Genomic DNA, 16,182 nt, shown 5'->3' with positions numbered 1-16,182 from the left:
GAGCGGCCCGGACCTTCATCCCAACCCTGTCGCCGCGCCCGGGGAGAGAGCGACGGGCTCGCCGAGCAGCGTCGCGATGTTCGTCTCGGAGAGGCTCGGACGCCAGTCGGCGCAGCGGCCCGCGAGCGCGAAATGATGCGCGCCGCGCCGCCAATGCGCGAGGCGCCAATCGTCCCCGGCGGCGACGTCGCGCATCGTCACGCCCGGCGGATCGAGCGAAATGACGAAACTGTTGAGCGGGCGGGAAAGCCCCTCGCCGGTCGCCTTCACAACCGCTTCCTTGAGCGTCCAGATCGCAAAAAAGGCGTCGCGCCGGGCCTCGCCCTCGAGCGCGCGCAGCAAGGCGGCTTCTTCCGGGGCGAAGAATCGCTCCGCAAGCTTCATGCTTTCGGCGCGCCGATGGGCGGGCTCGACGTCGACGCCGATCTCGACCCCCTCGGCCAGCGCCACGGCGACCATGCCGCGCGTATGGGTCATGCTGAAACGCAGATCCTGCGGCGGATCGACGAGGAAAGGCTTGCCGCGCTCGGCCGCCGCAAAGCGCCAGTCCTGCGGCGCCCCGCCCGCGCGTCGGGACAGTTCCGCGCGCAGCAGCGCATGGGCGCCGATATAGGCCTGACGGTCTTCCTCGAAGGCGAAGCGCCCCGCCCGCGCGCGCTCCTCTTCGTTCAGCAAGGCGGCGAGCCGCGGCCAGTGCTCCGGGGCGGCGCCCCGCAAATCGAGCGATTGGACCGCAACGTCCACGGGCGTCAGGACACTCCGAGCTTCTTCTGCAGATTGGTCGACGAGGTCGTGTATTGGAACAGCAGCTTCTTCTCGGGATAGATGTAGCGGTGCGCCTTCTGCGCCGCCAGCGCGCCCTCGTGGAAGCCCGAGAGAATGAGCTTGAGCTTGCCCGGATAATAATTGATGTCGCCCACGGCGAAGATGCCGGGGTGGCTCGTCTCGAATTTCTCGGTGTCGACCGGGATGAGATTCTCGTTGAGCTGGAGGCCCCATTCGGCGACGGGGCCGAGCTTCATGGTGAGGCCGAAGAAGGGCATCATGCGGTGGCAGGAGAGCTTTTCCTCGACGCCGTCATTGCCCTTCAGCGTCACGCTGGAGAGCTGGCCGTCGGCGCCCTCGACCGTGGTGATCTGGCCGAGCCGGAAGGAAATCTTGCCTTCTTTCACGAGGTCCTGCATCGCCGAGACGGAATGCGGCGCAGCGCGGAAGGCGTCGCGGCGGTGGACGAGGGTCAGGCTCTTGGCGACCGGCTGCAGATTGAGGGTCCAGTCGAGCGCCGAATCGCCGCCGCCGACGATGACGACGTCCCTGTCCCGGAAATCCTCCATGCGGCGGACGGCGTAGAAGACGGACTTGCCCTCATATTGCTCGATCGTCGGGATCGGCGGCTTCTTGGGCTGGAACGAGCCGCCGCCGGCCGCGATCACCACCACCTTGGCGAGGAAGACCTTGCCGGCGTCGGTCGTGAGACGGAAGGACGGCTTCTCGGGCGTGCCGAGCGAGGTGAGCGTCTCGACCATTTCGTTGAAATGGAAGGTCGGATTGAAGGGCTCGATCTGCTTGAGCAGATTGTCCGTCAGCTCCTGGCCGGAGACGATCGGCAGGCCGGGAATGTCGTAGATCGGCTTCTCGGGGTAAAGCTCGGAGCATTGGCCGCCCGCGCGCGGCAGAATGTCGATGACATGACATTTGATGTCCAGCAGACCCAGTTCGAACACCGCGAAAAGTCCGGCAGGCCCGGCCCCGACGATGACGACATCGGTTTCGATCGCGGGAGGGTTCAGCTGGTTCATGTCCTAAATCCTCAATGTCTCACGGGCGGCGCGAGCCGCGCAGCCCTGCAACGCGGGACGCCTGGACGATCAAAAGGGCCGGACCGAGAAAGCGGGGAGGATCGTCGGATGCGGCCAGCCGGCCGGCGGACGCATGATCCGCCGCCTCGTGACGTTCGTCTATAGCATTCGTCGGGCGATGCAACACCAAAGCGCTGCGGCGTGGCGCCGCCCTCGCGCTCGCCTTTAGCCCTGCTGGGCGGGCGTCACGACGACGAGGCCGTCGAGTTCGGGCCGCACGGTGATCTGGCAGCACAGGCGGGAGTTGGGCTTCACGTCGAAGGCGAAGTCGAGCATGTCCTCTTCCATCTGCGAGGGCTTGCCGGCCTTCTCGGTCCACTTTTCATCGACATAGACATGGCAGGTGGCGCAGGCGCAGGCGCCGCCGCATTCCGCGGCGATTTCCGGGATGTCGTTGCGGCGGGCGGTCTCCATGACCGTCGAGCCGACCTCGCCCTCGACGGTGCGGGCCTGGCCGGTGGAATCGACGAAGGTGATCTTGACCTTGGTCGGCGCGCCGCCGCCGGGTTCGGCGCCATATCGGGTGGCGGTGTCGTCGAAGCTCATCTTCACCATGACGCGCGTCTCTTCCCTCAATTCCCGGCGGCGCTTGCGCAGCTCTTTTAACCGCAGCGCCGTCGCCCGTTCCGTCGGGCTCGGCCGAATGTTCGTGTACTTGCCGCGCTCGATTAGCACCCGACCGTGTGCCGCGCTAGCCCCCTTGAGCAAACGCCTCGGGGGCGCAAATTTCAGGGCTGGCCCAGCGTCGCCGAGACCAGCGCGCGGCCGCCGTTCCTGCGTGAAACGCGCCGTTTCAACGGCCGCCCGACGGCGTCGCCGGCTGCGACGGGCCCCAGATGAATTGAGACGGGTCGCGCTCGATGGATTTGATCGCCTGATCGAGCGTATCGACCGCCTTTCTGGCGTCGACCGCGAGCTGCTCATATTGGCGCAGGCCGCTTGCGGAGAAATGCTTGAGATTGGCCGAGGCCCCGGCGATGTTGCCGGTGATGGTCTTGAGCTGCTTGGGATCGATCGCCTTGATCGTCTGTTCCCCGGCGGCGAGAAACTTGTCGAGCCGCGCCGCGACCGGCTTCAACGCATGGGCCGTCTCCGACGCGTCCTTGATGAAGGACGAAATCTGCGCCGAGTTGTCGGCGAGCGTCTTGGTGAAAGCCTCGGCGTTTTTGAGCGTGCCGCGGATCGAGTCCTTGTTGTCGTCGAGCAGCCTGTCGAGCTTGACCAAAACCTCCGCCGCCTTGGTCGAGAGCTCGTTGACGTTGCCGAGGAGGTTCTGGATCTCCGAGCGCTCCGCCTGGATCTGCGGATAGCGCTGGCCTTTTTGCGCGACGAGCGCCGCCGCTTTCTCCGTGCCGCCGACAAGCAGCACGTCGGCGACCCCCGTGAAGCCGCGCGTCTCGAGCCTCGCGCGCGTGTCTGTTTTCACCGGCGTGAGTTCGTTGATCTTGACGAGAACGTCGACCTTGCTCGGGTCTGTCGCCGAAATGGCGAGATGCGTCACCTCGCCGACCTTGACGCCGTTGAACAAGACCGAGGAGCCGCGCGACAGGCCCGACACCGACCCGGTGAAGACAATCTGATAGATGTCCTGCTTGCCGCTCTGGCCCGACCCCGAGAACCAGTAGACGAAGCCGAAGGCGGCGAAGATCACGGCCAGCGTGAAGGCGCCGATCAGGGCGTAATTGGCGCGGGTTTCCATCCGTCTTCCTCTTAGTCCAGAAGCGAGCCGGCGAGCCTGCCGCCGCGAACCCCGTGGAAATAGGCCCTCAGCCAGGGGTGATCCGACTTCAGTAAAGTCCCGAGGGCGCCTTCTGCAATGACCCTGCCGTCGGCGAGCGCCGCTACGCGGTCGCAGATCGAATACAGGCTGTCGAGGTCATGCGTCACCATGAACACGGTCAGGCCGAGCGTCTCCTGCAGCGTGGCGATCAGATCGTCGAACTCCGCCGCCCCGATCGGGTCGAGGCCCGAAGTCGGCTCGTCCAGGAAGACCAGTTCGGGATCGAGCGCCAGCGCCCGCGCCAGCGCCGCGCGCTTGACCATGCCGCCCGACAATTCCGACGGAAATTTGTCCGCGGCGTCGGGCTTCAGGCCGACGAGCGCGATCTTGAGCATGGCGAGTTCGTCCATCAACCCCTGCGAGATGTCGCGCGTCTCCCGCATGGGCACCTGAATGTTCTGTTTGACCGTGAGGCCGGAGAACAGCGCGCCGTTCTGGAACAAGACGCCCCAGCGCTGCTCCAGCGCCCGCCGCTCGGGCGCGGAGAGCGCGTCGCGGTCCTTGCCGAAAATGCGGATCTCGCCCGCCCGCTTCGGGACGAGTCCCAGAATGGCGCGGGTGAGCACCGATTTGCCCTGGCCGGAGCCGCCGACGAAGCCCAGCACCTCGCCGCGGCGGACGTCGAGATCGAGGCCGTTCATGACGAGCTTGTCCCCGAAGCCGACGACGAGCCCGCGCACGCTGATGATCGGCGCGCCGCGCGCCGCCGCGTCTATCGCTTTGTCCTCGACGGCCGTCATCGTCCCTTCCCTCAGTAGTTGATCCCCGCGAAAAACACGGCGAAGAGCCCATCGAGCAAAATGACCATGAAGATCGACTTGACGACCGACGACGTGACCTGCCGCCCGAGCGATTCCGCCGAGCCCTCCGTCGCGAGCCCGTCCATGGCCGCAATGAGGCCGATGACCAGCGCCATGAAGGGCGCCTTGATGATCCCGACCATGAAAGTGTGAAACGCGATGGCGTCCTTGAGCAGGGAGACGAAAGCCGCCGGGCTGATGCCTCCATAGGCCCAGGAAACGAGCATGCCGCCGAACAGCGCCGCGATGTCGGCGACGAAGGTGAGCAGCGGCAGCGACAGGATGAGCGCCAAGACCCGCGGCGCGATCAGCACTTCGATCGGCGACAAGCCCATCACTCTGAGCGCGTCGATCTCTTCGCGCATCTTCATCGAACCGATTTCGGCGGTTATGGCCGAACCCGAGCGGCCGGCGATCATGATGGAGGTGAGCAGCACGCCCATCTCGCGCAGCACGAGAATGCCGATGAGGCTGACCGTGTAGCTCGACGCGCCGAATTTCAGCAGCTGGAAAATGCCCTGCTGGGCGACGATGCCGCCGACGAGGAGATTGATCAAAATGATGATCGGCGCGCTGCGCAGCCCGATCAACTCCATATGCACGACGAGCGAGGTCATGCGGAAATGCCGCGGGTTCAAGGCGACATAGGCCATGGCGGCGACGAATTCTCCAAGAAACGCCATGCCCCGGTAGAATTCCGAAAAGCCCTCCACGACCGACAGGCCGAGGTCGGCGAGCAGCGCGACGATCGCCGGCGGGCCGCGGCGCGGCGGCGGCCCGAAGTCGCGCCAGGCCGCCTGTTCCAGCATGACGCCATGCTCCGCCCGCGCATGCTCGACCGCAACGCCGACATTTTCGCGCGCCAGCATGCGCCGGGCCCGGTTGATCAGCCAGGCGCCCGCGGTGTCCAGCCGCGTGACGCCGGCGAGATCGAGCGTGACGAAACCAGCGCTTTGGCTGAGATCGACGATTTCCTGCGCCTTCTGTTCAAGCCGATGCGAGGCCGCAAGCGTCCAGTCGCCGAGCAGCGTCAGACGCGCGCCGCCCTCGAGGGGCTTCACGTCTGGCGGCGTCGGTGCGGCGTCGAGAGCCATCGGACCTCATCAAGAGAGTTGCAGTCGGCGAAGCCTTGTAAGCGGTCTTAACTTCGTGACATGCGGTCGACAAGCGCGCCGGCGCACAGCGTGGTAAATCGAAGCTTGGAGAACGCGGAGCGACATATGCGGATCGAACTCGAAGCAGCCGTCGAGGCTTTTCCCATCGCCGGGCGATTCGTCATTTCCCGCGGGGCCAAGACCGAGGCGACGGTCGTCGTCGCCCGCCTGCGCGCCGGCGACGCGGTCGGATGCGGCGAATGCGTGCCCTATTCACGATACGGCGAAAGCGTCGAAAGCGTGACGGCCCAGATTGAGCGCGTGCGCGGCCAGATCGAATCGGGCGCGGGACGGGTAGCTTTGCAGCGTCTCCTGGCGCCGGGCGCGGCGCGCAACGCCCTCGACTGCGCCCTGTGGGACCTCGAGGCCAAAATGACCGGCAGGCGCGCCCATCAAACGGCGGGCTTCGCACGGCTTGTCCCGCTCACGACGGCTTACACGCTGTCGGTCGGGTCGCCCGACGACATGCGCGCTGCCGCGATGAAGGCGGCCGATCGTCCGCTCCTGAAAGTAAAGCTCGCCGGAGAAGGCGACGACGCCCGCCTTGCCGCCGTGCGCGCCGGCGCGCCGCATGCGCGGCTGATCGTCGACGCCAATGAGGCCTGGACCGAAGAAACGCTCGTCAGCCAGCTCCAGGCCTGCGCGCGCCACGGCGTCGCGCTCGTGGAGCAGCCCCTGCCCGCCGGGCAGGACGACATGCTCGCCCGGATCGCCCGCCCGATCCCGATCTGCGCCGACGAGAGCGCCCATGACGTCGCCTCGCTCGACGCCCTGCGCGGCCGCTATGACGCCGTGAACGTCAAGCTTGATAAGACCGGCGGGCTGACCGAGGCGTTGGCCATGGCGCAGGCGGCGCAGAAAATGGGGTTCGAGATCATGGCGGGCTGCATGGTGGGCACGTCGCTCGCCATGGCGCCGGCCGTTCTCATCGGCCAGATGGCCGCCTTCGTCGACCTCGACGGCCCGCTGCTGCTCGCCAGGGATCGGGAGCCGGGCCTGGTCTACGAGGGCTCGACGTTGACGCCGCCGCCGCCGGCGCTCTGGGGCTGATCGCCTGTCCGATCACATGCCCTGCACGACCGGTTCGCCGGCGTTGAGCCAGGCGAGAATGCCGCCGCCGAAATGAGTGTTGGCGTCGCGCCGCCCGGCGAGCCGGGCCTGCTCCATGGCCGTCACCGACCGGCGCCCGGAGCGGCAATAGATCACGACCTTCTGCCCGTCGCCGACGACCGGCAGGGCGGCGGGGTTGAACCGCGACAGCGGATTGAACAAAGCCCCGGCGATATGGCCGGCCGCGAATTCGTCCGCCTCCCGAACGTCGACGAGGAGGATCGAGCCATTTGCAAGCCCGGCCTTGAGCTCGTCGAGGCCGATGTCGTTGAAGGCGGAGGCGTTCATGGGCTTTCTCTCCAGCTGTTGGTCTTGCGATTTCATTCGCATGCGGGCGGCGGTTCCGTCCAGAGCGGCGTGGGGAAGCAGAGGCCGGACGCCGTCGTTGCGTCGCGTGTGAACGCCGCATTTACGTTTGACCGCCAGAGTGTCGCCTCACCGTCGAGCTGAAGGCCTTCGTTCCCATGCAATTGCGCCATCTCGCCAGTCGCGGTCTGGAGGGGTCGACCCCCGCCGGTCGTGCGCCTCTGGCTGCGGCCCATCCGCCCGCAACGTCGGCCCCCCTCCGTCCGCCGGCGCCCTTCCCCGCGCCGGGTCCGGACGCGGGCCTGATCCTCTCCTCGATCGGGGAGCTGGCCTACCATTGGGACATCGGCCCCGACCGGCTCAGTTGGGGCCCAAATCGACGGGAAACGCTCGGCCTGGTCGCGGACGCGGATATCGATCTCGGCCACGCCTATGGCGAGCTGGTCGCCCCCGAGAGCGCCCTCTCGCGCTATGACGCCGTCATGCAGTCGACGCAGCGGGACGAGGGCGCGGGCGTGCCCTATCAGATCGTCTATGGGCTCGCAGCGCCCCGCCATCTGGGACCGGCGCCCATCGTCTGGGTCGAGGACACGGGGCGCTGGTTCGCCGGCGAGGACGGCAAGCCCGCCTACGCCCATGGCGTGCTGCGCGTGGTCACCGAACGCCACGAGGCGGAGCGCAGGGCGGCGCTCGGCGCGCAGATCGATTCGCTGACGGGCCTTCTCAACCGCGCCCAGTTCGCCGAACATCTCGACAGCGCCCTGCAGCGCAGCGAAGCGAGCCGCAAGCCCTTCGCGGTGCTGCTCGTGGCGCTGGAGAATCTGTTCGCGCTGAACCGCACCTATGGATACGACGCGGGCGACGAGGTCATTGCAGGGCTCGCCAGACGCCTGCGCGAGAATGTCCGCGCCACCGACGTCGTCGCGCGTCACGCCGGCAATAAATTCGCCCTGCTGCTCGACGCCTGCGACACGGAAGAGACGCTCTCGGCCGCCCATCGGCTGATCGGCGTCGTGAAGGACGCGCCTTTCGAAACGTCGGCGGGCCCCATTCCCGCAACGATCCGCATCGGGGGCGTCATCGCGCCGCGCGAGGGGCGCAGCCCGCAGGCCCTGTTCCGGCACGCCGAGGAAGCGCTCGATGTCGCGCGTCAGGGCGCCGGCAAGCGCTTCGTCGCCTATTCGGCGTCGCTCGCCCGTCAGGACGCGCGGCTCCGCGCGCTGCGCGTCGCCGACAACATCGTGTCCGCCTTGAGCGACAAGCGCGTCGAACTCGCCTTCCAACCGATCGTTGACGCCGCCACGGGCGGGGTCGCTTTCCATGAGGCGCTGCTGCGCGTGCGCCTGCCGGACGGCGCCTCGATCTCCCCCGCGACGCTGCTGCCCGTGGCCGAGAAAGCCGGACTCGTCCAGCTTCTCGATCAGCGCGTCATGGAGCTTGCGCTCGAGCGGCTCGCCGCCGAAGCGGATCTGCGCGTTTCCGTCAATTGCTCGATGGCGACTCTGCTCGACGCCGAGTGGCCGGAGCGCCTGGCGCAGGCGGCGGCGGCGAACCCCGCTCTCAAGGACCGGCTGATCGTTGAAATCACCGAGACGGCGATGATCGAGGACTTCGAGGCGACGCGGTCGCGGATCGCCGCCTGCAAGCGCCTCGGCGTGAAAGTCGCGATGGACGATTTCGGCGCGGGCCACACCTCCTTCCGCAATCTACGCGACCTCGCCTTCGACATCGTCAAGATCGACGGCGCCTTCATCCGCAATATCGCGACCTCCGAAGACGACCGCTTCTTCGTGAAGACCCTCATCGATCTCGCAAACCATCTCTCGCTGAAGGTCGTCGCGGAATGGGTCGAAGACGACGCCACGGCGCGCATCCTGCGCGCGTGGGGCGTCGACTATCTTCAAGGGGCGTTCTTCGGCTGCGCCGAGACGCGCCCGCCGGCGGACGGACGCGCGCGCGTTTGACGCGCGGCGATTGAAGACGCGTCTAGCGCCCGTTGGACGCTGGGCCCGCCCGACGTTTGTCACCCGGTATTGCGCAGGCCCGCCGACACGCCATTGATCGACATCAAAATGCCCTCGCGAATCTCCGCATCCGTCATGCCGGCGCGGTGGCGGCGGATGAGCTCGGCCTGAATGTAATTGAGCGGCGCAATATAGGGGAAGCGATGTTTGATCGAGCGCGCGAGCGTCGGATTGTCGGCGAGCCGCTCCTTCGTGCCGAGGATTTTTTCGAGCGCGTCCACCGAGCGGGCGTGTTCCGCTTCGATCATGCTGAAGATGCGCTCGGCCAGCGCCCGGTCCTCGACGAGATCGGCGTAGCGGCGCGCAATCTCTAAATCGGTCTTCGACAGGATCATGTCGATATTGGAGAGCAGCGAGCGGAAGAAGGGCCACTCGCGCGCCATGCGGCGCAACAGTTCGAGCCGCGCCTTCCCGTCGCGCGCCAGATAGCCGGCGATGGCCGAACCGAAGCCGAACCAGCCCGGCAGCGCGACGCGCGCCTGCGCCCAGGAGAAGCTCCACGGGATGGCCCGCAAATCCTCGATCTTGCGCGAGGGTTTTCGCGAGGCCGGGCGCGAGCCGATGTTGAGCGAGGCGATTTCCGTGATCGGCGTCGAGGCGAAGTAGTAGTCGACGAACCCGTCGGTCTCGTAGACGAGGCCGCGATAAGCCGCCATGCCGGCGCGCGACAATTCTTCCGTAATCTCCAGAAATTCCGGCGGCGGCGCCTTGTGCTGGGAGAGCAGCGTCGCTTCCAGCGTCGCGGCGACGAGCAGCTCGAGATTGACGTGGCCGATCTGCGGATTGGCGTATTTCGCCGCGATCACTTCGCCCTGTTCGGTCAAGCGGATCTGGCCGTTCACCGTGCCGGGCGGCTGGGCGAGAATGGCGTCATAGCTCGGCCCGCCGCCGCGCCCGACCGTGCCGCCGCGCCCGTGGAACAGGCGCATGGCGATATTGGGCATGGAGGCGAAGAATTCGGCGAGCGCGGTCGAGGCGCGATAAAGCTCCCAGATGCTCGTCAGAATGCCGCCGTCCTTGTTGGAGTCCGAATAGCCCAGCATGATGTCCTGCTGCGCGCCGGAATTGACGACGAGGCGCTGCACGCCCGGCAGGGCGTAGAAGGCGCGCATGATCGGCGCGGCGTTACGCAGATCGCCGATGGTCTCGAACAGCGGCACGATGATGAGATCGGCCGCCACCGCTTCCCCGTCGCGCGGGTCGAGCGTGCCGCGCATCAGGCCGCATTCCTTCTGCAGCAGCAGCACTTCGAGAAGATCGCTGACCGTCTCCGTGTGGCTCACGATGTAATGGCGGATCGCCTCGTCGCCATAGAGGCGGCGCATCTCCACGGCGCGCTCGAAGATCGCCAGTTCGCTCATCGTGCGGTCGCTGTAGACCTTCTCCGGGAGGCGCACGGGGCGCGGATCGGAGAGAAGGCGCATCAGCAGCTGCTGTTTCTCGACCTCGGCGAGCGCCGCATAATCTTCGGCGATGCGCGCGGCGGCGAGCAGCTCGGAGATCGTCTCCTCGTGGCGGTCCGAGCTCTGGCGCAGATCGAGCGTCGCGAGATGGAAGCCGAAGACCTCGACCGCGCGGATGAGCGGCTCGAGCCGCTGCGAGGCGATCACGTCGCTGTGGTGGATGCGTAGCGATTCGTCGATCGTCACGAGATCGGCGAGCAGCGCCCAGGAATTGGCGTAAGGCGCGCCCGGCGCGATGGCGTGGCGCATGGCCTGCCCGCCGGTGAGCTTTTCCAGCGTGCCGGCGAGGCGCGAATAGACGCCGATCAGCGCGCGCCGGTAGGGCTCGTTGTCGCGGTGCGGATTGTCGTCGCCGGACCGCGCGGCGAGCTCCTCCAGCGCCCGCGTGGCGCCGCCGTAGCGCCGCGAGATCGAGAGCTCCGCGCCGAGTTCATGGACCTCGACGAGATAATAGCGCAGCGCCGTCTCGCACTGCATGCGCAGCGCCGTCGCGAGCGAGTCGGCGGTGACATTGGGATTGCCGTCGCGGTCGCCGCCGACCCAGGCGCCCATGCGCAGGAAAGGCGGGACGCGCAGGCCGTCGAGCTTGGCCTCGATTTCGGCGTAGAGCCTCGGAATCTCGCGCAGGAAGGTCGAACGGTAGTAGCTCAAGGAGTTTTCGATTTCATCGCGCACGGTGAGGCGCGACTCGCGCAAGAGCTCGGTCTGCCACAATTGCATGACGCGGGCGCGCAGCTGCATCTCGTTTTGCGCGCGCTCGGACTTGCTCTTGAGCTGCTCGCGGGCGGCGAGCAAAGTGAAGATGGCGCGCTCGGTGTCGAGCAGGCTCTTGCGGCGCACTTCGGTGGGATGCGCCGTGAGCACGGGCGATATCCAGCCGCGCGACAGCGCCGCCGCGATCTTGCCGGGGCCGACGGCCGCCTTGCGCAAATGGGCGAAGGAGCGCGAAAGGCTCGGCTCGTCGAGGACGCCGCCCTCGGCGAGCGCCCGCGCCCGTTCTTTCAGCGGATGCAGATCCTCGGCGATGTTCGCGAGGTGTGAGAAGTAGCTGAAGGCGCGGATGACGGCCATCGCCTCCTTGGCGGTAAGCGAGCGCAAAAGCGCGTCGAGCTTGGCTGCGGCGTCCTGGTCCTTGTTGCGGCTCGCCGCGACGGAGAGGCGGCGGATCGTCTCGATCCGCTCATAGGCCTCGCTTCCTTCGTGCTCGCGAACGGCGTCGCCCAGCAGCCGGCCGAGGAGACGGATATCCTCGTTTAGCGGAAGATCGCTCTTCGCCTCGGGCTCGGCCGGAGCGGAAATCTGGGTCGGCGCTTCTTTCAGTTGTGCGTCGCGCTGCATGGTGAACCTATGAAATCAAAGCGCCCGCCCCCGCGGCCCGGTAGAGCCTATAGCAGGCCTCGAGGCCATTGACGATCTTGGCGCCGAAGAGGCGCAGAGGCGCCGTCCGGCGCCCCTTGCGGCGTCAGAAAAAGTTGAACGGGTCGGTGTGATATTTCCTGAAGTCGGTGGGCGTCAGCTCGTGACGGCAGGCCCGCGTCAGCTGGGGCATATGGCGTTTCAGACAGTTCTCCATCTCGAAGATGAAGACGGTGTTGCCGCCGCAGAAGCGGTCGGCGTCATAGGCGCAGGCGTCCTGCTCCTCCGCCATGTCCTCGGCCGTGTTTCCCGCCCAGGTGTTCACGGCGCGGGCCGGAGCTGATCCGCAGATCAGGAAAGCTAATCCGAGAGCGACGATCTTCATCTTCCGGCCTTTGCGTCCGTCCGCGGGCTTGGCCGAATGTGCGTCCGGATCGCGGCTTTGGCAAGCCGTAGCGCCGCGCCCCTTGTTCGAAACCCCCGCCCCCCTTATAGACCTTGCGCGGCCAGAAAACGTCAATCGCCCGCGCTTTCCGCGCGCCAATCGGTCACGCCATGCTCGACACTGTGGAAATCGCCCTCTTCGCGGGGCTCGGGGTTCTCTTCGCCATCGGCCTCATCGTCCTTTCGCGCTGGTCGAAGACGCGGCCGGCGCTGCTCGCGGCCTATGCGCTCATCGCGGTCTGCTTCCTTTATGTCGGCTTCGCCATCCGCGCCGAAAACTACGAGATGTGGATCGGCTTCGAGATGACCGCCGTCGCCTTTTTCGGCACGCTCGCCGGCATGTCGATCGTCGGCTCGCCCTGGTTCGTGGTCGCGGGCTTCGCCCTGCATGCGGCCTGGACGCTTTACGAGCATTATGTGGGCGCCGGCCAGGCTTTCGCTCCCGCCCCCTTCGTCGTCGCGACCGTCGGCTTCGACGTGGCGGTCGCGCTCTATGTCGCCTATATGACGTTGCGCGGCAAGCAGGCTGACGCGGCCGGGGCCGCTCCCGCGCGCAAGCTCGCGGCGCGCTCGCAGAACCGCAAGGGAGCCGCGTGATGAACGCCCCCGCCGACTTCAACATCCGCCACGACTGGACGGTCGACGAAATCGTCGGCGTCCACAATCTGCCGCTGCTCGATCTCATCGCCCAGGCCAACGCCGCGCATCGCCGCTATCATGACGTCAACGACGTGCAGAAGGCGGCGCTTCTCTCGATCAAGACCGGCGGCTGCCCGGAAGACTGCTCCTATTGCCCGCAGTCGGCGCATCACCGCGAGGTGAAGCTCGACCGCGTCGACCTCCTGTCGACGGCGGACGTTCTCGCCGCCGCCAGGACGGCGAAGGAGGCGGGGGCGGACCGTTTCTGCATGGGCGCGGCCTGGCGCGCCGCCCCCAAGGACAAGCGCTTCGACGCGGTCGTCGAGATGGTGCGCGGCGTCCGTGAACTCGGCATGGAAGCCTGCGTCACGCTCGGCATGATCGACGACGCGCAGGCGAAGCGCCTCGTCGAGGCGGGCCTCACCGCTTATAACCACAATCTCGACACCGGCCCCGAATTCTATGGCGACATCATCACCACCCGCACCTATCAGGACCGCCTCGACACGCTGAAGGCGGTGCGCGGCGCGGGGCTCGAAATGTGCTGCGGCGGCATCATCGGCATGGGCGAGACTGTGCGCGACCGCGCCGGCATGCTGCAGGTTCTCGCGAGCTTCGACCCGCATCCCGAGAGCGTGCCGATCAATACGCTCGTCGCCGTCGAAGGCACGCCGCTCGCCGATCGCGACAAGGTTGATCCGCTCGATCTCGTGCGCATGATCGCCACGACCCGCATCGTCATGCCGCGCGCGCGGGTGCGTCTCTCCGCGGGACGCTCCTTCCTCACGCAAGAAGCGCAGATCCTCTGCCTCGTCGCAGGCGCCAATTCGATTTTCTACGGCGAGAAGCTGCTCACCACCAGCAACGCCGGCGTCAACGAGGACGACGCGCTCTTCACCGCGCTCGCGCCACGCTGAAGTCCAGCCGCCGCCCGCCGGGCTCCCGGCGGGGGAATTTATGCGGGTCGAGCCCGGCCGTTTCGGCGGCGTTGAGGATCAAGGGCTGCAAGAGGTCGCGCTCGGCTTCTTCGAGGAGCGCGCCGCCTGTCTCTTCGTCGAGTCGCATGAGATCGTCGAAGACGCTGACGAGCGCCTCGAGGATTCGCGCTTCGGGGGCGCGCGGCGGCAGCGCCTTCAGCGCCTCGAAATAGGCGCGGATGCGCGCGTCGACACGAGCCGTCGCCTCCGGCGTCGCGCCAGCCACGCCGCTGTCGCGGCAGCGCTCCCAATGCGCGGCGATGGAGTGCTCCGCGTCTTCGAGAAGCGCGTCCAATCGCCGGTTCCTTGCCGCATTCATTCCCGTTCGCCTCCAGGTAAACGCCCGCGCCTGCGGTTGACATATGGTAGGATTTCTCCGCAACCAATGGCCACAGACTAAGAGCACGCCGTGACGCATCGCCAAAAATTTATTCTCGCCGGCGTCATGGGCTGGCCGATCGCCCATTCGCGCAGCCCCAAGATCCATAATTACTGGTTTGCGCGCTATGGCGTCGAGGGCGCCTATGTCCCGCTCCCCGTCGAGCCCGGCAAACTCGAAACCGCCCTGCGGGCCTTGCCGGCGCTGGGTTTTTCCGGCTGCAACCTCACCATCCCGCACAAGGAGGCCGCGCTCGCCTTTCTCGACTCGGTCGACCCGGCGGCGCAACGAATCGGCGCCGTCAACTGCGTCGTCGTGGATAAAGCTGGCGCGCTCATCGGCCGGAATTATGACGGCTTCGGTTTCGTCGCCTCGCTCCAGGAGGGCGCGCCCCATTGGCGGGGGGAGGCCGGCCCCTGCGTCGTCATCGGCGCCGGCGGCGGCGCGCGGGCGATCGTCTGGGGGCTCATCGAGGCGGGGGCGCGCGAAATCCGCCTGCTCAACCGCACCCGCGCCCGCGCCGACCGGCTGGCCCAGGACTTCGGCGCGCCCGTCGCGGCCTATGACTGGGAGGAGCGCCACGACGCGCTCGCCGGCGCCGCGCTTCTCGTCAACACCACGAGCCAGGGCATGGTCGGGCAGGAGCCGCTCGATCTCTCGCTTGCCGCCTTGCCGGCTTCGGCGGTCGTCGCCGACATCGTCTACGCCCCGCTGGAGACGCCGCTCCTCGCCGCAGCCCGGGCCAGGGGGGCGACGCCGGTCGACGGTCTCGGCATGCTGCTGCATCAGGCGCGGCCCGCCTTCCGCGACTGGACCGGAGTCGCGCCCGAGGTCACGCCCGAGCTGCGCGCGTTGATCGAGGCGACGCTCTAAAAAAAAGCGTCAGCGCCCCAACGGCCGCCGACGCCCGCAAAAAAAGCGAAATCTGTTCTTGCCGCTCAGGCCGCCTTGCGCACGTCGCAAAGCGGGGCGGCCGCGAAGCTCGCCAGGTTTTTCGCGACGTCCATCAGCTCTTGCGACTGACGGACGAAGGCTTCGAAGCGCTCGCTGGCGAAGCGCGACTGAATGTCGACGGCCTCCTCGAAGCTTTTCGCCTTGACGACCTGTTCCGCAAACTCGAGGAAAGCGGCGGCGTTCTCGGCCCAGAGCTCCAGCGACTTCTTCGACCAGGCGGACGTGTCGAATTCAAACGAGGCGGAGAAGGACTCCGCCGCGGATTCGGCCGCCTCCTCGATCACGGCGAGCGGCGCCGAGACGATGTCCACAATCTCCGGCTCCGGCGTCGGCGCGGGGGCCGCTGGGGAAGCGGCTTCGCTCAAGACCGGCTCTTGGGCGGGAATTTCGGCGCGCAGCGCCTCCTCCGGCGCCTCGGCAGGGGCCGCCTGCCCGGCGTCGAGGGGAATGCTTTTGTCAGCCTTGCTTTTCGTCGCCATCTTCCCGCTCCTCAAAGATTTCGAGTGAACAAACTGTCGGATCAGGACTTCAGGGTCGTCGAGCGCTGAAACGCGGCGCCGAGCTCCTTGGTCTGCTCCTGAATGGCCTCGAACTGCGACTTCACGAAGTCGGCCTGAAGCTGGAACACTTCCTGCGGGTCCTTCGCCTTGACGAGCTTTTGCGCGAGATCGAAAGCCGCATTCACATTGGCTTCGGCGAAAGAAAAGGCCTTGGCTCCGACATCCTTCGCGCCCGGCGGCACGATCGGCAGCTCGGTCGTGGAGGTGAGCGCTTTCTGTGCGGCGCCGGCGAAGCCTTCGAAGGCCTTGCGCGCCTGCTCGACGCTCTTCTCGGCGAAGTCGCGAACCTCGTTTGGAACCTGATAGATTGGATCAACCATGAACGTCTCCTCATTTGGCTGCGCCCGCGGCCGGCGGGTGGGCCGGGGCAGACAAGA

The 16,182-nt window shown here is 67.0% G+C and carries 17 protein-coding genes; 5 read left to right on the top strand and 12 right to left on the bottom strand.

The window, feature by feature from the left end; all coding sequences use genetic code 11:
- Window positions 1–15: 15 nt before the first annotated feature.
- The 6 genes from RVU70_RS08700 to RVU70_RS08675 form a co-directional block, all read right to left on the bottom strand.
- Entirely contained in the window at window positions 16–744 is a 729-nt protein-coding gene (locus tag RVU70_RS08700; protein ID WP_363350996.1) for a 4'-phosphopantetheinyl transferase superfamily protein, read from the bottom strand.
- 5 nt (window positions 745–749) lie between these two features.
- Window positions 750–1,799: an NAD(P)/FAD-dependent oxidoreductase gene (locus tag RVU70_RS08695; protein ID WP_363350994.1), complete on the bottom strand. Its 1,050-nt coding sequence runs from the start codon at window positions 1,797–1,799 to the stop codon at window positions 750–752.
- A 225-nt stretch (window positions 1,800–2,024) separates the two neighbouring features.
- A complete protein-coding gene (locus tag RVU70_RS08690; RefSeq protein WP_363350992.1) occupies window positions 2,025–2,414 on the bottom strand; it encodes a 2Fe-2S iron-sulfur cluster-binding protein in 390 nt (129 codons plus the stop codon).
- A 238-nt stretch (window positions 2,415–2,652) separates the two neighbouring features.
- Window positions 2,653–3,558, bottom strand: a complete 906-nt coding sequence (locus RVU70_RS08685) for an MlaD family protein (RefSeq protein ID WP_363350990.1) — start codon at window positions 3,556–3,558, stop codon at window positions 2,653–2,655.
- Window positions 3,559–3,569: 11 nt separating this feature from the next.
- On the bottom strand, window positions 3,570–4,379 hold the full coding sequence (locus RVU70_RS08680; protein ID WP_363350988.1) for an ATP-binding cassette domain-containing protein: 810 nt from the start codon (window positions 4,377–4,379) through the stop codon (window positions 3,570–3,572).
- A gap of 11 nt (window positions 4,380–4,390) precedes the next feature.
- On the bottom strand, window positions 4,391–5,533 hold the full coding sequence (locus tag RVU70_RS08675) for an ABC transporter permease (protein ID WP_363350986.1): 1,143 nt from the start codon (window positions 5,531–5,533) through the stop codon (window positions 4,391–4,393).
- A 126-nt stretch (window positions 5,534–5,659) separates the two neighbouring features.
- Between RVU70_RS08675 and dgcA the strand changes: the two genes are divergently transcribed.
- On the top strand, window positions 5,660–6,643 hold the full coding sequence (gene dgcA, locus RVU70_RS08670) for an N-acetyl-D-Glu racemase DgcA (protein ID WP_363350984.1): 984 nt from the start codon (window positions 5,660–5,662) through the stop codon (window positions 6,641–6,643).
- A 12-nt stretch (window positions 6,644–6,655) separates the two neighbouring features.
- Here the strand turns inward: dgcA and RVU70_RS08665 are convergent, their stop codons facing one another.
- Window positions 6,656–6,991 carry a rhodanese-like domain-containing protein gene (locus RVU70_RS08665; RefSeq protein WP_363350982.1) on the bottom strand — a complete coding sequence of 112 codons (336 nt, stop codon included), beginning with the start codon at window positions 6,989–6,991 and terminating at the stop codon, window positions 6,656–6,658.
- A 176-nt stretch (window positions 6,992–7,167) separates the two neighbouring features.
- On the opposite strand from RVU70_RS08665, the gene RVU70_RS08660 reads away from it, so the two are divergent.
- Complete coding sequence (locus RVU70_RS08660; RefSeq protein WP_363350980.1) at window positions 7,168–8,973, top strand: bifunctional diguanylate cyclase/phosphodiesterase; 1,806 nt, start codon at window positions 7,168–7,170, stop codon at window positions 8,971–8,973.
- 59 nt (window positions 8,974–9,032) lie between these two features.
- Here RVU70_RS08660 and ppc read toward each other — a convergent pair whose 3' ends face one another.
- Together ppc and RVU70_RS08650 are read right to left on the bottom strand one after the other, a co-directional pair.
- On the bottom strand, window positions 9,033–11,834 hold the full coding sequence (gene ppc, locus RVU70_RS08655; protein WP_363350978.1) for a phosphoenolpyruvate carboxylase: 2,802 nt from the start codon (window positions 11,832–11,834) through the stop codon (window positions 9,033–9,035).
- 124 nt (window positions 11,835–11,958) lie between these two features.
- A complete protein-coding gene (locus RVU70_RS08650) occupies window positions 11,959–12,237 on the bottom strand; it encodes a hypothetical protein (protein WP_363350976.1) in 279 nt (92 codons plus the stop codon).
- 170 nt (window positions 12,238–12,407) lie between these two features.
- Here RVU70_RS08650 and RVU70_RS08645 point away from each other — a divergent pair, with 170 nt between their 5' ends.
- Together RVU70_RS08645 and bioB are read left to right on the top strand one after the other, a co-directional pair.
- Window positions 12,408–12,893 carry a PTS sugar transporter subunit IIA gene (locus tag RVU70_RS08645; protein WP_363350974.1) on the top strand — a complete coding sequence of 162 codons (486 nt, stop codon included), beginning with the start codon at window positions 12,408–12,410 and terminating at the stop codon, window positions 12,891–12,893.
- Entirely contained in the window at window positions 12,893–13,852 is a 960-nt protein-coding gene (bioB, locus tag RVU70_RS08640) for a biotin synthase BioB (protein WP_363350972.1), read from the top strand. The genes RVU70_RS08645 and bioB overlap by 1 nt, the downstream gene beginning before the upstream one ends.
- On the opposite strand, the gene RVU70_RS08635 is transcribed toward bioB, so the two are convergent.
- On the bottom strand, window positions 13,830–14,231 hold the full coding sequence (locus RVU70_RS08635) for a hypothetical protein (protein ID WP_363350970.1): 402 nt from the start codon (window positions 14,229–14,231) through the stop codon (window positions 13,830–13,832). The two genes, bioB and RVU70_RS08635, sit on opposite strands and share 23 nt — an antisense overlap.
- A 90-nt stretch (window positions 14,232–14,321) precedes the next feature.
- Here RVU70_RS08635 and RVU70_RS08630 point away from each other — a divergent pair, with 90 nt between their 5' ends.
- Window positions 14,322–15,164 (top strand): shikimate dehydrogenase, encoded by an 843-nt coding sequence (locus RVU70_RS08630; protein WP_363350968.1) that lies wholly within the window; start codon window positions 14,322–14,324, stop codon window positions 15,162–15,164.
- A gap of 65 nt (window positions 15,165–15,229) precedes the next feature.
- On the opposite strand, the gene RVU70_RS08625 is transcribed toward RVU70_RS08630, so the two are convergent.
- Together RVU70_RS08625 and RVU70_RS08620 are read right to left on the bottom strand one after the other, a co-directional pair.
- Window positions 15,230–15,724, bottom strand: coding sequence for a phasin family protein (locus RVU70_RS08625; RefSeq protein ID WP_363350966.1), 495 nt, complete (start codon window positions 15,722–15,724; stop codon window positions 15,230–15,232).
- 41 nt (window positions 15,725–15,765) lie between these two features.
- A complete protein-coding gene (locus RVU70_RS08620; RefSeq protein WP_363350964.1) occupies window positions 15,766–16,125 on the bottom strand; it encodes a phasin in 360 nt (119 codons plus the stop codon).
- Window positions 16,126–16,182: the final 57 nt, after the last annotated feature.

This window comes from Methylocystis echinoides, assembly GCF_040687965.1.
Taxonomy (GTDB): domain Bacteria; phylum Pseudomonadota; class Alphaproteobacteria; order Rhizobiales; family Beijerinckiaceae; genus Methylocystis; species Methylocystis echinoides_A.
The sequence above is the reverse complement of the archived record's forward strand: the minus strand, read 5'-3'. Positions and strand labels throughout refer to the sequence as shown.

Coding starts and splice junctions, on each gene's coding strand:
- RVU70_RS08685 (WP_363350990.1), bottom strand. CDS start 3,558: ATGGAAACCCGCGCCAATTACGCCCTGATCGGCGCCTTCACGCTGGCC.
- RVU70_RS08645 (WP_363350974.1), top strand. CDS start 12,408: ATGCTCGACACTGTGGAAATCGCCCTCTTCGCGGGGCTCGGGGTTCTC.
- ppc (WP_363350978.1), bottom strand. CDS start 11,834: ATGCAGCGCGACGCACAACTGAAAGAAGCGCCGACCCAGATTTCCGCT.
- dgcA (WP_363350984.1), top strand. CDS start 5,660: ATGCGGATCGAACTCGAAGCAGCCGTCGAGGCTTTTCCCATCGCCGGG.
- RVU70_RS08625 (WP_363350966.1), bottom strand. CDS start 15,724: ATGGCGACGAAAAGCAAGGCTGACAAAAGCATTCCCCTCGACGCCGGG.
- bioB (WP_363350972.1), top strand. CDS start 12,893: ATGAACGCCCCCGCCGACTTCAACATCCGCCACGACTGGACGGTCGAC.
- RVU70_RS08690 (WP_363350992.1), bottom strand. CDS start 2,414: ATGGTGAAGATGAGCTTCGACGACACCGCCACCCGATATGGCGCCGAA.
- RVU70_RS08620 (WP_363350964.1), bottom strand. CDS start 16,125: ATGGTTGATCCAATCTATCAGGTTCCAAACGAGGTTCGCGACTTCGCC.
- RVU70_RS08680 (WP_363350988.1), bottom strand. CDS start 4,379: ATGACGGCCGTCGAGGACAAAGCGATAGACGCGGCGGCGCGCGGCGCG.
- RVU70_RS08660 (WP_363350980.1), top strand. CDS start 7,168: ATGCAATTGCGCCATCTCGCCAGTCGCGGTCTGGAGGGGTCGACCCCC.
- RVU70_RS08695 (WP_363350994.1), bottom strand. CDS start 1,799: ATGAACCAGCTGAACCCTCCCGCGATCGAAACCGATGTCGTCATCGTC.
- RVU70_RS08650 (WP_363350976.1), bottom strand. CDS start 12,237: ATGAAGATCGTCGCTCTCGGATTAGCTTTCCTGATCTGCGGATCAGCT.
- RVU70_RS08635 (WP_363350970.1), bottom strand. CDS start 14,231: ATGAATGCGGCAAGGAACCGGCGATTGGACGCGCTTCTCGAAGACGCG.
- RVU70_RS08675 (WP_363350986.1), bottom strand. CDS start 5,533: ATGGCTCTCGACGCCGCACCGACGCCGCCAGACGTGAAGCCCCTCGAG.
- RVU70_RS08665 (WP_363350982.1), bottom strand. CDS start 6,991: ATGAACGCCTCCGCCTTCAACGACATCGGCCTCGACGAGCTCAAGGCC.